Source organism: Sulfitobacter sp. W074 (assembly GCF_025142275.1).
Classification (GTDB): domain Bacteria; phylum Pseudomonadota; class Alphaproteobacteria; order Rhodobacterales; family Rhodobacteraceae; genus Sulfitobacter; species Sulfitobacter profundi.
Map to the genome: position 1 here is coordinate 895,232 of NZ_CP081130.1, position 13,473 is coordinate 908,704.

At 63.4% G+C, this 13,473-nt stretch carries 18 protein-coding genes; 7 read left to right on the plus strand and 11 right to left on the minus strand.

Annotation, left to right across the window (positions count from 1 at the left end; all coding sequences use genetic code 11):
- Positions 1-2: 2 nt before the first annotated feature.
- Genes K3762_RS04335 through flgB form a run of 3 tightly spaced genes read right to left on the minus strand, consistent with a single transcriptional unit; the run spans position 3 to position 1,171 of the window.
- Entirely contained in the window at positions 3-335 is a 333-nt protein-coding gene (locus tag K3762_RS04335; protein ID WP_120350438.1) for a flagellar hook-basal body complex protein FliE, read from the minus strand.
- 11 nt (positions 336-346) lie between these two features.
- Positions 347-757 (minus strand): flagellar basal body rod protein FlgC, encoded by a 411-nt coding sequence (gene flgC / locus K3762_RS04340; RefSeq protein ID WP_067630405.1) that lies wholly within the window; start codon positions 755-757, stop codon positions 347-349.
- Positions 758-766: 9 nt separating this feature from the next.
- Complete coding sequence (flgB, locus tag K3762_RS04345) at positions 767-1,171, minus strand: flagellar basal body rod protein FlgB (protein WP_132445033.1); 405 nt, start codon at positions 1,169-1,171, stop codon at positions 767-769.
- A gap of 70 nt (positions 1,172-1,241) precedes the next feature.
- Here flgB and K3762_RS04350 point away from each other — a divergent pair, with 70 nt between their 5' ends.
- Positions 1,242-2,582: a FliI/YscN family ATPase gene (locus K3762_RS04350; protein WP_132445035.1), complete on the plus strand. Its 1,341-nt coding sequence runs from the start codon at positions 1,242-1,244 to the stop codon at positions 2,580-2,582.
- Between the two features lie 6 nt (positions 2,583-2,588).
- Here the strand turns inward: K3762_RS04350 and K3762_RS04355 are convergent, their stop codons facing one another.
- The 6 genes from K3762_RS04355 to K3762_RS04380 form a co-directional block, all read right to left on the minus strand.
- Entirely contained in the window at positions 2,589-3,737 is a 1,149-nt protein-coding gene (locus K3762_RS04355) for a lytic murein transglycosylase (protein WP_132445037.1), read from the minus strand.
- Positions 3,738-3,853: 116 nt separating this feature from the next.
- A complete protein-coding gene (locus tag K3762_RS04360; RefSeq protein WP_132445039.1) occupies positions 3,854-4,318 on the minus strand; it encodes a CreA family protein in 465 nt (154 codons plus the stop codon).
- Between the two features lie 61 nt (positions 4,319-4,379).
- Positions 4,380-6,101, minus strand: coding sequence for a SulP family inorganic anion transporter (locus tag K3762_RS04365; RefSeq protein WP_260011755.1), 1,722 nt, complete (start codon positions 6,099-6,101; stop codon positions 4,380-4,382).
- A gap of 53 nt (positions 6,102-6,154) precedes the next feature.
- On the minus strand, positions 6,155-7,072 hold the full coding sequence (locus K3762_RS04370; RefSeq protein WP_132445043.1) for an MBL fold metallo-hydrolase: 918 nt from the start codon (positions 7,070-7,072) through the stop codon (positions 6,155-6,157).
- Positions 7,072-7,512 (minus strand): YeeE/YedE family protein, encoded by a 441-nt coding sequence (locus K3762_RS04375; protein WP_132445045.1) that lies wholly within the window; start codon positions 7,510-7,512, stop codon positions 7,072-7,074. Before K3762_RS04375 ends, K3762_RS04370 begins: the two co-directional genes overlap by 1 nt.
- Position 7,513: 1 nt before the next feature.
- Positions 7,514-7,948 (minus strand): YeeE/YedE family protein, encoded by a 435-nt coding sequence (locus K3762_RS04380; protein ID WP_067628499.1) that lies wholly within the window; start codon positions 7,946-7,948, stop codon positions 7,514-7,516.
- Positions 7,949-8,042: 94 nt separating this feature from the next.
- Here K3762_RS04380 and K3762_RS04385 point away from each other — a divergent pair, with 94 nt between their 5' ends.
- Positions 8,043-8,348, plus strand: a complete 306-nt coding sequence (locus K3762_RS04385) for a helix-turn-helix transcriptional regulator (RefSeq protein WP_067628498.1) — start codon at positions 8,043-8,045, stop codon at positions 8,346-8,348.
- Between the two features lie 27 nt (positions 8,349-8,375).
- Here the strand turns inward: K3762_RS04385 and K3762_RS04390 are convergent, their stop codons facing one another.
- On the minus strand, positions 8,376-8,834 hold the full coding sequence (locus K3762_RS04390) for a beta-lactamase hydrolase domain-containing protein (protein WP_132445047.1): 459 nt from the start codon (positions 8,832-8,834) through the stop codon (positions 8,376-8,378).
- Between the two features lie 278 nt (positions 8,835-9,112).
- Here K3762_RS04390 and K3762_RS04395 point away from each other — a divergent pair, with 278 nt between their 5' ends.
- From K3762_RS04395 to K3762_RS04415, 5 genes are read left to right on the plus strand one after another with little or no spacing between them, the layout of a single operon-like run.
- Complete coding sequence (locus K3762_RS04395) at positions 9,113-9,559, plus strand: hypothetical protein (protein WP_132445049.1); 447 nt, start codon at positions 9,113-9,115, stop codon at positions 9,557-9,559.
- Positions 9,559-10,245, plus strand: coding sequence for a MotA/TolQ/ExbB proton channel family protein (locus K3762_RS04400; RefSeq protein ID WP_132445051.1), 687 nt, complete (start codon positions 9,559-9,561; stop codon positions 10,243-10,245). The genes K3762_RS04395 and K3762_RS04400 overlap by 1 nt, the downstream gene beginning before the upstream one ends.
- On the plus strand, positions 10,238-10,615 hold the full coding sequence (locus K3762_RS04405) for a biopolymer transporter ExbD (protein WP_132445053.1): 378 nt from the start codon (positions 10,238-10,240) through the stop codon (positions 10,613-10,615). The genes K3762_RS04400 and K3762_RS04405 overlap by 8 nt, the downstream gene beginning before the upstream one ends.
- A gap of 2 nt (positions 10,616-10,617) precedes the next feature.
- Entirely contained in the window at positions 10,618-11,007 is a 390-nt protein-coding gene (locus tag K3762_RS04410; RefSeq protein ID WP_120350451.1) for a biopolymer transporter ExbD, read from the plus strand.
- Positions 11,004-11,969, plus strand: a complete 966-nt coding sequence (locus tag K3762_RS04415) for an energy transducer TonB (RefSeq protein WP_260011776.1) — start codon at positions 11,004-11,006, stop codon at positions 11,967-11,969. Before K3762_RS04410 ends, K3762_RS04415 begins: the two co-directional genes overlap by 4 nt.
- A 13-nt stretch (positions 11,970-11,982) precedes the next feature.
- On the opposite strand, the gene K3762_RS04420 is transcribed toward K3762_RS04415, so the two are convergent.
- Positions 11,983-13,317 carry an aspartate aminotransferase family protein gene (locus tag K3762_RS04420; protein ID WP_260011778.1) on the minus strand — a complete coding sequence of 445 codons (1,335 nt, stop codon included), beginning with the start codon at positions 13,315-13,317 and terminating at the stop codon, positions 11,983-11,985.
- Positions 13,318-13,473: the final 156 nt, after the last annotated feature.

Genomic DNA, 13,473 nt, shown 5'->3' on the forward strand with positions numbered 1-13,473 from the left:
GCCTAGATCGGCATCCGCAAGATTTCCTGATAGGCTTCGACAAAGCGGTCGCGCACCGACACGGCGACTTTGACTGTGCTTTCCATCGCCAGCATCGCTTCGACCACCTGCTGGGTATCCGCCTCACCGCGCAGCCCGGCTTGGGCCACGGCCTCGCCCTCGCGCACTGTTTCCAGCGCGTTTTCCGAGGCTTGCTGCACCATATTGGTGAAGCTATTGGCGCTGGCGCCTGCCTCTTCGGCGATAGCTTCGCCTTTTTGCGCCGTTAGCGATTGCGAGGTGCGATAGGCACCGCGAACGGCGGCGGTCGAGATCAGGGAGGCGGGATCGCTCATCTCAGGTTACCTCACTTCAACAGGTCGAGCATCTGGCCGCGCATCCGGCGACCGGACTCGAACATGTTCATGTTGGCCTCGTAGTTGCGCGATGCCTCGCGCATGTTGGCCATCTCAATGATCGGATCGACATTGGGCCGATTGACATAGCCGGTGTCATCCGCTGCTGGATGCGACGGGTCATAATCGCGGCGAAACGGCGACTGGTCGCGTCCGATGCGGTCAACCTCAACCAAAGAGCCGCCGCCGTTGCGATCAATCAACTCGGAAAAGCTGATGGTCTTGCGGCGGAACGGGTCGGCGCCCGGCGTGGTGCCCGTGGAATCTGCGTTGGCCACGTTTTCCGAGATCACCCGCAAACGCGCGGTCTGCGCGGTCATCCCGCTGGCGGCGATTTTGGCGATAGACTGAAGCGGATCCATGCGTTTTCCTTACCTGTTTCCGGTGACGGCCATGGTGAGCATGTCATAGCTCTTGCGATAAAGCTGTGCGGCCAACCGGTAATGATCGCCGATCTCGGCGGCCTTCACGGCCTGTTCTTCAAGGTTCACGGTATTGCCATCCAGCGTCGCGCCAGCAGCGCTGCGGTCCGTTACCTCACGCACGCCGGGCGTACCTTGGGCGACGCCGGTGAAGTGTTTGTCATGGGTGGTCACCAGCCCATTATCGCGCGACAGCTCTCCGCTGAGCATTGAGGCGAAGGACGACACATCGCGCGCCTTGAAGTTCGGCGTCGCCGCATTGGCCACGTTTTCAGACACGACCTTTTGCCGGGCCGAAAGCCACTGCATCCGGTCCGAAGCAAGTCCAAGAATAGAAAGATTAGACAAGTTCATTTTTTTGCCTATAGCCTGTTTAATCCTTGTATAGTAAATATTAGCTTGCTCTCCTAGAGGAAATTTATCCATGCAGACACTCTTTTCCGAGCTGACCAGCTTTGCCCGCGAGGCGGGCGAGGCCGAGATCACCGGCGAAGTGCGCGCGATCACCGGCATTACGCTGACCGCCGTGGGGCTGGAGCGGGTGCTGGGCATCGGCGAGCGCTGCATCGTGCATGGCTCTGACGGGCCGGTCCATGCAGAGGTCGTGGGGCTGGGCACCCATGGCACCGAGTTGCTCCCTTTTGGGTCGTGGCGCGGGGTCGCGGCGGGTGACCGGGTCGAGGTCGCCGTTGGCCGCGATGTGATCCGCCCGGATGAAAGCTGGAAGGGGCGGGTGATCAGTGCCTCTGCCGTACCGCTCGACGGGAAGGGGCATCTGCCCGAAGGCAACCAACCGCGCCCGCTGCGCGCCGCCCCGCCGGGTGCGTTCGACCGCAAACGCATCGGCCCGAAACTGGCGACCCATGTGCGCGCGCTCGATGTCTTTACCCCGCTTTGCCAAGGCCAGCGCTTGGGCATTTTTGCGGGCTCTGGTGTGGGTAAATCGACGCTGATGGCCATGCTGGCACGCTATACGGAGTGTGACGTGGTGGTTATGGCGCTGGTTGGTGAACGGGGCCGTGAGGTGCAGGATTTTATCTCAACCGACCTCGGCCCAGAGGGGATGGAGAAGGCCGTGCTGGTCGTGGCCACCGGGGATGAGCCGCCGCTCACCCGTCGCCAAGCCGCTTGGACCGCCATGGCCGTGGCCGAACATTTCCGCGATCAGGGTCAGCATGTGTTGCTGCTGATGGACAGCGTCACCCGTTTTGCCATGGCGCAGCGCGAAATCGGTCTCGCCTCGCGCGAGCCGCCCACCGCCAAGGGCTATCCGCCGACGGTTTTCTCGGAGCTTCCGCAGATGTTGGAGCGCGCCGGGCCGGGGCCGGTGGGCAAGGGCGACATCACGGCGATTTTCACTGTTCTGGTGGATGGCGACGATATGAATGACCCCATCGCCGACGCCGTGCGCGGGATCACGGATGGGCATATCGTGCTGGACCGCAAGATTGCCGAAAAGGGGCGCTATCCGGCGATTGACCTGCTCGCATCGGTCTCGCGGACGTTGCCGGATTGCCACAGTGATGTGGAGTATACGTTGCTCACCGCCGCCCATAAGGCGCTCGCGGCCCATGCCGATATGGAAGAATTGATCCGCATCGGTGCCTACCGCAGCGGCAGCAATCCCGAACTGGACCGCGCGATTGCATTCGCTGGGCCGTGCGAGACGTTCCTTAGCCAGCGCAAGGCCGAGCACACCCCGCCGCAGTCCTCATTTGCTGAGGTGGCAGGGATGCTCGACCGGGCCGGGATCAGCCCCGGCTGATACCGCCTATTGCAGGCGGCGCAGCAGATCGACCGAAGGCTCGCCCGTCGCAGGCAGGCCCACGCTGGCTTGATAAGCGCTGATCGCCTTGCGGCTGTTTGGCCCGATCACCCCATCGGTGCCATCGGTATCAAACCCCCGCGCGGTCAGCCGCTGTTGCAGCGCCATACGGTCGTCCTTGGTCAGCCCGTTTGCATCGGGGGGGAAGCTGCCGCGCAGCGGTCCGCCCCCGGCGATGCGGTCCGCCAGATGGCCCACGCCAATCGCGTAGCTGTCGGAGTTGTTGTAGCGTTTCAGTGCCCGGAAGTTGCTGGTTACCACAAACTGCGGCCCGCCTGCCTGTGGCTGGATCACGGACCCGGCGCTGGCGGGGATGCTGCCCACTTCGCCGCCCCATTTCACGCCGCGCGTCCAGCCGTTGCGCGACAGATACGCGGCGGTCGAGGCTAGTGCATCGCTGGGGTCTTCCGACCAGATGTCGCGTCGCCCGTCGCCGGTGAAATCCACCGCGAAAGCTTGATAGGAGGTGGGAATAAACTGCGTATGCCCCATGGCCCCCGCCCAAGACCCGGTCATGCGATCGGCGGTGATATCGCCGTTTTGCAGAATTTTCAGCGCCGCGATCAGTTGCTTTTCAAAGAACGCCCCGCGCCGCCCGTCATAGGCCAATGTGGAAGTGGCCGAAACGACGGGCACATTCCCGCGCCGCTCACCGAAATAGCTCTCTAGCCCCCAAACTGCCGCGACGATCTCTGCCGCCACGCCGTAGCGGTTCTCAATCGCGCTCAGCGTGCTGCGGTGCCGTGCAAAAGCCGCGCGCCCCTTTGATACACGCTCGTCCGAGGCCGCGATGGCGAGGTAGTCTTCCAAGCTGCGGCTGAATTCCGTCTGGTTACGGTCCCGTTTCACGACGCCGGGCAGGTAGCCCGCGCCGCGAAACCCTTGAGCCAAGGTGTTGGCGGAAATCCCTTGTGCCGAGGCACGCCCCTTAAACGCCGCGACCCAAGCGTCATATCCTGCATTGGGCACCGGGCGCAGATCGTCCGGCACCCCAGCCGCCGCTGCGGGGCCAAGCGCCCCGCCTCCCGTTGAGCAGGCCGAGGTCAGCCCCAGAGCGGCGAGGCCGAATGCGAATGTTCTGCGTGAATGTCTCATAAACCTGCCTGTCGCTGCTTGTTGCGTTTTGCGCAGCATATCGCAGGCAGGTCGCCCGGCAAGGCGAGATCACTAAGCTGGCAAGGCTTTGCCGAGGAAAACTTGGCCGCTGAGGCTTATTGTCCGGGCTGGTAGAGCGGCACAGTCGACATCGACATCTTGGCCGACCCGTCCTGCACCTGCTGGCTGTGGCTGATGTAGATCAGCGTATTGTTCTCTTTGTCGAAAATACGCTTCACCCGCAGGGTTTTAAAGATGATCGAGCGGCGTTCGCTAAAGACATTCTCGCCTTCATCATCCATCTCGATATCGCCAACTTCAATCGGGCCGGTCTGGCGGCAAGAGATGGAGGAGTTCGACGGGTCTTCGAACCAGTTGCCCTTTTGCAGCCGGTCAATCAAACCGCGTTCGAAATAGGCCAGATGACAGGTCACGCCCTTGACCTTGGGGTCGGCCACGGCTTCGACGATGATGTCATTACCCAGCCAGTCCACATCGACATTCCCCACCTGTTCGGCAGGGGCAGCAGTGGCGAAAAGGCAGACGGAGAGGGCGGCGGCGCGCGCGAATATCTTGTTCATGGCAGGCCAACGCGCGACGGGCAGGGCGGTTCCCTAGGCTCCGCCAAATTTTCGACAGTCTCTACCGCCGCTCTGCCAAGGCGCAAACGGCTTCGTGCTGGCTTAGAAAGACCTCGCCGGTGAGGTCACCCAGAAAATGACTGCGCTTCAGCCGGTCCATCACCGGGCCCTTCACCTCGCTCAGATGCAGCCGGATATCGGCATCCCGCAGCCGTGTGTTGATCGCCTCAAGGGATTCAAGCGCCGACAGGTCGATCTCATTCACCGCCGGGAACATCAGGACCACATCGGTCAGTTCGGGCTTTTCGGCGGCATGGCGTGCCAATTGGTCTTCAAGGAAGCGGGCATTGGGAAAATATAGGCTTTCGTCCACCCGCAGCGACAGCACATGTGGCTGGGTCTCAACCTCATGGCGCAGCACATTGCGGAAATGCTCAGTCCCCCGCACCCGGCCCACCACGGCCATATGCGGGCGCGAGGTCTTGTAAAGATGCACGAGGATCGAGGTGATGACCCCTGCGCTTACGCCCGCTTCCACGCCGAAGACCAGCGTCAGCAGGATCGTCACGCTCACGGCGGCGAAATCGGCATGGCTGAAGGCCCACGCGCGTTTGAGGATTGAGAAATCAACGAGGCTCAGCACCGCGACGATGATCGTGGCGGCCAGCGTGGCTTTGGGCAGGAAATAGATCAGCGGTGTCAGAAACAGCGCCGCGAGCGCGAGCCCTACGGCGGTGAAGGCCCCCGCGGCGGGCGTCTCGGCCCCCGCGTCAAAGTTCACCACAGAGCGAGAGAAGCCCCCGGTGACCGGAAAACCCCCGGTGAAGGCGGCCCCAAGGTTCGCACTGCCCAGACCGATGAGTTCTTGATCCGGATCGATGCGCTGACGTTTCTTGGCGGCCAATGTCTGCGCCACGCTGATGCTTTCTACAAAGCCGATGATCGAAATCAGCAGCGCGGGGATGAACAGTTGCGACAGCAGGTCAGGCGAGAAGGAGGGCAGGGTGAGCGGCGGCAGGCTTTGTGGAACGTCGCCCACAATGGCGACACCACGGCTGCCCAGATCAAAGGCCCAAACCGCCAGTGTGGTGCCGACGATCGCCAGAACCGGGCCCGTTTTTGCCCCGATATCGGCCATGCGTGACCCCAGCCCGATACGCAAAAGCAAGGGTTTCAACCCGCCCCGCACCCAGAACAGGAAAGCCGTCGCGGTAACGCCCAGCAGAAGGGTGATGGGGTTCACCTCCCCCAGATGCGCCCAAAGGCTAGCGAGGATTTCGACCAGCGTATGGCCTTCGCCTTCGACCCCCAGAATATGACGCAACTGGCTGGCGGCGATCAGAATGCCCGAGGCGGTGATGAACCCCGCGATCACAGGGTGAGACAGGAAATTCGCCAAAAACCCCAGCCGGAACAGCCCAAGCGCCAGCAGCATCGCGCCCGACAGAAACGCCAACGTCAGCGCCGCCGTGACATAGCCCGCCGTCCCAGCCTCGGCGATATTGCCCACCGCTGCCGCTGTCATCAGTGACACCACGGCCACTGGCCCCACCGCCAGTGCGCGGCTGGTGCCAAAAATCGCATAAAGCACAATCGGCGCGATGGAGGCATAGATACCGGCCTCGGGCGGCATCCCCGCAAGCAGCGCATAGGCCAGCGATTGCGGGATCAACATGATGGTAACGATTACCGCCGCCACCAAATCTCCGGTGAATTGGCCACGGTCATAGCGCCGCCCCCAGTCGAGGATCGGCAGATATTGCGCAAGGGGCCGCAGGGTCATGTCAGGCAATCCGTCAAGGGGAAGGGGCCGCCCCAAGGGCCGCCCGGTCTGGTTTAGTCGAAGCGGTTCACCGGCAGTTTCAGGTAGTGGTTGCCGTCATCCTCTGCCGGGGGCAGGCGCCCGCCGCGCAGGTTGATCTGCAAGGCCGCAAGGATCCGATTGGGCAGCGAAAGCGTCGCGTCCCGCTTCTGGCGGCGCTCGATATAGTCCTCGCGCTTGGTGCCATCTTTGACGTGGATGTTCTTGGCCTTGTGCTCATCCACCGTGGCCTCCCACGTCGGTTCCTTGCGGTCATCGGTGCCGTAGTCATGGCCGATGTAAAGCCGTGTGTCGCCGGGCAGGGCGAGGATGTCTTGGATCGAATCCCAAAGCTCTGCCGTTTTGCCCCCCGGAAAATCCGACCGCGAGGTGCCTGCATCGGGCTGCATCAATGTGTCATGCACGAAAGCCGCATCGCCGCAGACGTAAGTGATCGACCCCAGCGTGTGACCGGGCGACAGCATCACTTTGGCGTCCAATTCACCGATCTTAAACGTCTCGCCTTCTTCAAACAGATGATCAAAATCGCGGTCGGGGTCAAAGGCGTTTGGCAGGTTGTAGAGGTCCGCCCAAATCTTGGCGATCTCAGGCACCAGCGCACCGATGGCATTGGGCGCACCGGTCCGTTCTTTCAGATGGGCGGAGGCCATGACGTGATCCGCATGGGGATGCGTATCAAGCACCCACTCCACGCTCAGGCCGTGCTCTTTCACAAGGTCCAAGACCTGATCCATGCTTTCGGTGCTGAACTTGTAGTTCTTCGGGTCAAAGTTCCAAACCACATCGATCAGCGCGGCCTTCTTGGTCGCCGGATCGGCGCAGATGTATTGGATCGAGCCTGTGTCGGGCTCATAGATGCCCCAGACATCGGGGCTGCCCGCACCGGTTGAAGGGGAATGGCGCACGACGGGTGTATTCAGAGGGTCGCTCATCAGGCAGGTCCTTTCTTGGTTTTGGTCATCAAATCAGGGGTGTGGCGGGCGATCCACATGCCGCCCAGCATGAAGGGGACAAAGATCAACGTGCCACTGGCCGCCAAGGGCAGGGCAGTCAACGCAGGGCCGGGGCAAAAGCCGCCCAAGCCCCAGCCGATGCCAAAGATCGCAGCGCCGGTCAGCAGTTTCGGCTCAAGATCGTTGCGGGTGGGAACGCGGAATGTGGTGTCGAAATAGGGGGTCTGACGGCTGCGGAACAGCCATGCAAAGCCCGGTGCTGTCACTGCGATCGCACCGCCCATGACAAAGGCGAGGCTGGGATCCCATGTGCCAAAGACGTCAAGAAAGTTGAGCACCTTGGCGGGGTCCGCCATGCCAGAGACGATAAGGCCAATGCCAAAGACGAGGCCGGAGAGGAGGGCGAATATCTGTTTCATATCACGCCCCTAACACATGCCGCATGACAAACACGGTCACGAAAGCCGTTGCCATGAAGGTCACCGTTGCCACGATCGACCGCGCCGAGCCACGGCTGATGCCGCAGACCCCGTGGCCCGAGGTACACCCATTGCCATAGGTCGCGCCAAAGCCGACCAGCAGCCCGGCCAGAGCCATCAAAAGCGGGTTCGAAGGCACCCACTGCTGCGGCCAGCCGCCCGAGACAATCAACCAAAGCGGTGCTGCCAGCAAAAGCCCCAGCACGAAGAAGAACGAAACGCCCCGCGCTTCGCCGTCACTGCTGCGCGCAAATAGCCGTGAGGTCAGCCCGCTGATGCCCGCGATGCGCCCGTTCGTCGCCATCAGCAGCACCGCCGAGGCTCCGATCAGCGCGCCGCCGCCCAGCGACAGCCAAGGTGTGAATTCGGTTTCCATCTCTCAACTCCTTACGCGCCCGCCTTGGCGGCTGGCTTGTCTCAGACTGTCATTTAGTATATATTACCCATTCCTAATATTCAATGATGCTAATATGAAAAACTCGGACGATTTCTTGGACGGTGACATTGCCGGAGCGGCTGCCCTGATGACGATGCTCGCATCAGAGGCGCGGTTGCAGATCTTGTGCCGGCTGCTGGGCGGAGAGCGTTCGGTTGGGGATTTGGCGCAGGCCTGCGGGTTGTCGCAATCCACCATGTCACAGCAGCTTAAAAAGCTGAAAGAAGCGGGGCTTGTGGACAGTCGCCGCGCGGGGCAGACGATCTTTTACCGGGTCAAAGGGCAGGAGGCCGTGGCCGTTCTGGAAACGCTGCACGGCCTCTACTGCGCGCAAAAATAATGCGCCCGGTAAAACCGGACGCCTCTTTCACGCTTTGCTATCCGCGTAGGATTTGACGAACTGGCCGATCTTCTCTTCGGTCAGGTCAATGCCGCGTGATTTGCCTTCTTGCAGGGCCGTGTCACCGTCCCATCCCTTGTCTGCCGCAAGGGCCATCAGCGTCATCGCCCCGGCCCGTTTGCCCGAGGCGCAGTGCAGGAACACCGGCTGCGGCAGGTCGTCCAGTGACTCGCGGAATTCGTCCACCGTCTCGGGGCCAAGCGTATCGGGCGTGACCGGATGGTGCAGGTAGTTCAGCCCCAGCTTCTCAGCCACCAGCCGCTCTTCATCGGGGGAGAGGCCGCCTTTTTCATCCGAGGCGCGGAAGTTTACCACTGTTTTCATCCCGGCCGAGGCCGCCTGTTCCAGTGCTTTGGCGTCCGGTGTGAACAGGGCCACGTTATGGGCAGGGTCGATGGTCGCGATCTTTTGGCTGTCGTCGGTCATTCTGGCCTCCTTCTCTGCGCGGGTGTCGTTTTCCCGCAGGCAATGGTTTCAGCAGCCTAACACCAGATCGACGCAACTGTTCCCTGCTCACCAAGTGGGCAGGGCGGCGGCCGCCTTATCCGAGTATTAAAGTCAGGATTGTCACTGCCGCCCGGTTTTGTTAGGCAGCAGGCAGAAATTCCGCTTGGCGCGAGAGGTGCTGCGACGATTCTGCCCAGCCGTGGCAGGCGTCCCAGCAACGCGCCGTGATCAAAGATAAACCCATCGGGAGCCACCCCATGCCGCATTTTCGTTCCGCGTTCCTCGCGGCCCTGTCCCTGACCTTTGCCCAAGGTGCCGCCGCCGAGACGCCTGCCGCCGCAGCGGCGACTGCGGCCCCCTCGCTCAAGGTCGAATTGAACGCCGCCGATACCACGGAGGCCAATTGCAAGCTGACCTTCCTCATCACGAACGACCTCTCTGCCCCCTTGGACAAGGCAGTTTATGAGACCGTGCTGTTCGACCGCGAAGGCACCGTGAACCGGCTGACCCTTTTCGACTTTGGTCAATTGCCCGTAGCCCGCCCGCGCGTGCGCCAATTCGTGGTGCCGCAGACCACCTGCGAAAACCTTGGCCGTATCCTGTTTAACGGTGCGCAAAGCTGCGAAGGCGCGGGGATCGCGGCGGGCACCTGCGAAAACGCGCTGGCCCCAGCAACCCGGACTGAGATCGAGGTGCTGGGCTGATGGATCAACTGGATGAACTGCTGACCCCTCTGCGGGGCATTGCCGAAACCGGTGGCCCGGTGGTGGTAATCCTGATGGCCGTGGCAGTGCTGACCCTCGCCGTGGCACTTTATAAAACATGGCAGTTCCGCGCCGCCGCCGTGGGCCGCCACCGGGCGCTGTCCGAAGCGGTCAATGCTTGGGAGCGTGGCGATGCAGCCGCTGCACGCTCTGCGCTGGGCCGGTCGAAAAGCTACCTCGCCCCGGTGATCGAATTGGCCATGTCTGCGCCCGACGCGGGCGCTTCGCGCTTGCAGGCCGAGGCCGAGTTGCGCTTTGCCAAGCTGGAGCGCGGCTTTCGTCTGCTCGATTCCGTGGCGCAGCTTGCCCCGCTCTTGGGCCTCTTCGGCACGGTTCTGGGCATGATCGAAGCCTTCCGCGCCTTGCAGGATGCAGGGTCGCAGGTGGATCCTTCGATCCTCGCGGGGGGCATTTGGGTGGCGCTTCTGACCACTGCGGTGGGCCTCGTCGTTGCCATGCCGACCGCGCTGGTGCTCAGCTGGCTGGAGCAGCGGATGGAGACCGAGCGCGTCATCGCCGACAAGGCGATCCTCACCGTGCTGCACCCCGGCCAGAACGCGGCCCCCGCCGCCACACCTGCCGCGACCCAATTTGCCGCCGCCGCGCCCCGGCCAGCCCATGGCTAGGCCACGCCGGCGGCGCAACCGCCTCTCCATGACCTCTCTGATCGATGTGATCTTTCTGCTGTTGTTGTTTTTCATGCTGACCTCGACCTTCTCCAAATTTGCCGAGATCGAATTGGCCGCAGCGACATCCGGGGCAGGGGCTGAGACGGGGGCGAAACCGTTCTTTTTGCAACTGACCACCGAGGGGCTGCGCCTCAATGGCGATGCGCTGGCGCTTGACGCGCTGACCGCCAGCCCCTTGGCCGAGGCCGAGAAGGGCACGCCGCTTCTGGTCTCGCTCGGGGCCGAGGTCGAGGCGCAGGCGCTGGCCGATCTGCTCATCGCGCTGCGCGCCCTGCCGGGGCTCAGCGTCTCGGTTCTGGAGGGCTGACCATGCGTCCTATCGCCAAGGCCAAACCGCAACGCGAACCGACCATCGCGCTGATCAACATCGTCTTTCTGATGCTGGTCTTCTTCATGGTCGCGGGCACCCTGTCGCAGCCGCTGGATTCCGATCTGAACCTCGTGGAAACCCGTGAGCTTGAGGGCCGCGCGCCGCCCAATGCGCTGGTGGTCCACGCCGATGGCCGCATGACCTTCGCAGGCCAAGACCGCGCCAGCGTGGCTGAATTCATCGACGCGCTCCCCGAAGAAGAGCGCGACACCGTGCGGCTGCTGCCTGACCGCGCGCTGCCCGCCCGCCGCCTTGTGGAGCTGACCCGCGAGCTGCGCGGGGCCGGGGCAGAGCGCGTCATGCTTGTCACCGAAAGGGCGCTGCAATGATCCCCCGGTCCGGTCTTGTCAAAACATTCTCCGTCGGTATCGCCGCCAGCCTTGTGGTGGGCGTGTCGCAGCTCGCGCAAATTGACGACAGCGCCAAGATCGCGGGCGGCGGTGCGCCCGCCGCGGCCCAGCTTGGCACCCGGTTTGAGGATATGGCCGTCGGCACTCTAGAGGCAGAACCGGTGGAAGAGATCACGCCGACCCCCGAGCCCGAACCCTTGGAGACCGCCGAGGCGCCGCCGCCGACCCCCGCGCCAACGGTTACGCCCACGCCTGCCGCCGAGCCAATGCAAGCGGTGAAGGCAGAGCCCATGCACGTGGCCCCACCTCCCGCCACTGCGGCGCAGACACCCGTCTTGCCTGCCCTGACCCCGGTCGAAACCCCGCCCGAGACCACCAGCGCCACGCCGACCATCACAGCCGCGGCCCCGGTGCCCCCGGTCGAAACCCTCACCGCCGAGGCCGAGGACGATGCGCCACGCCTGTCGCAGCGCCCACAGCGCCGCGACCCCGAACGCGCCGCCGAGGCCGCCAAGAAGGCCAAGCCCAAGCCGCAGCCGAAACCCCAGAAAACCAAGCCCAAGCAAACCGCGCGCGGCAATGCGAAGCGCGACAACACCAAGGGCGCGCAGACCGCCAGCCGGACGGGCAACGCCGCGCAGTCCGGCACCCGTCAGCGGGCCGCAGCACCTGCGGGCAACGCGGCGGCCAGCAACTATCCCGGCCAAGTGATGAGCCGCATCGGCCGCGTCGGCAAACCGCGTGTTCGCTCACGCGGGACCGCCGTGATCGCCTTTTCCATTGGCGGGGGCGGGCAGTTGGCTGGCGTCCGGGTGGCGCGCAGTTCCGGGTCGGCGGCGCTGGACCAAGCGGCGCTTGGCATCATACGGCAGGCCGCACCCTTCCCGCGCCCGCCCGCCGGGGCGCAGCGCAACTTCTCGATCCAGATCAAAGGCCGATGAGCGGGCGGAGGGCTTAGCCCTCCGCAATCACCCCGTCGACGGCCTTGCCCAGCATCTCGACCGTCATCTCGATTTCTTCGGGCGGAGAGGTAAAGGCCGGGGCCAGCAGAACGTGATCCCCCGCCGTGCCATCGGCACAGCCCTGCGCGGGATAGCAGATCATCCCGGCCTCCATCGCCGCCCACTGAATCTTGCCCGCAAGGTTGCGGCTCACCTCAAAGGGCGTCTTGCTGTCGCGCTCGGCCACCAGTTCGATGGACCAGAACAACCCGCGCCCGCGAATGTCACCGACATGGGCATGCTGGCCGAACCGCTCGCGCAGCGCCGTTTCCAACTGCTGCCCCCGCGCGCGCACCGCGCTCAGCAAATCGCGGCTCTCGACCTCTTGCAGCACAGCCAGCGCCCCCGCCGTCGCCACCGCGTGCGACATATAGGTATGCCCGTTCCACAGATTGCCGCTGCCCGCCATGATCGCGTCGATCACGCTTTCGCGGGCCATCACCGCCGCGATGGGCTGGTAGCCCGCGCCTAGCCCCTTGGCCATGGTGGTGATGTCGGCACAGATACCTTCCTGCTCAAGTGCGAAAAGGCTGCCGGTGCGCCCCATGCCGCACATCACTTCGTCGGCGATGAGCAGCACGCCGTGGCGGTCACAAATCTCACGCACCCGCTTGAAATACCCCGCAGGCGCGGGTTGTGAGCCGAGCGATGCGCCCACCACCGGCTCAGCCACAAAGGCGGCGACTGTCTCCGGCCCCAGCTCAACGATCCGCGTCTCCAACTGATCCGCCAAGCGTTGCGCGAAATCTGCCTCGCTCTCGCCCTCGCGTTGCAGGCGGTAGGCATAGGCCGCGTCGATATGTTCGACATCCATCAGCATCGGCGCAAAGGGCGCGCGGCGTCCGGCATGGCCGCCCACCGCCAGCGCGCCCAATGTGTTGCCATGATAGCTGGGCTTGCGCGCGATGATTTTCGCCCGCGCTTTGTCGCCCCGCTCCAGATGATACTGCCGCGCGAGCTTCAGCGCCGCTTCCATCGCCTCGGACCCGCTGCCCAGATACATCACCCGCCCTTCGCCAGTGCCCTCAGGCGCCCGGGCAATCAAATGGTCGGCCAAAGCCTCTGCCGGGGTGTTGGTGAAGAGGCCGGTATGCGCAAAGGCGAGCTGGTCCATCTGCGCGGCGACAGCGGCGCGCACGGCGGCGTTGTCATGTCCAAGGCTCGACACCGCAGCGCCGCCGCAGGCATCCAGATAGCGTTTCCCCTTGTCATCAATAAGGAAATTTCCCTCTCCGCGCACGATCACAGGTTGCGTGGCGCGCAGGTTACGGTGCAATACATGGCTCATCGTAGAATCCGATCCTTGGGGTCGACCCTATTTACCGCTTCGCTTGCTGACTGCCACATTAATCAGCACACCGCGCGTATTCGGAAAAGCTTGGGCTGACCTAGGGTCAGGAGAAGCTTGACAGGTAAATTATTTTATCAAACGGTAAAATACCTA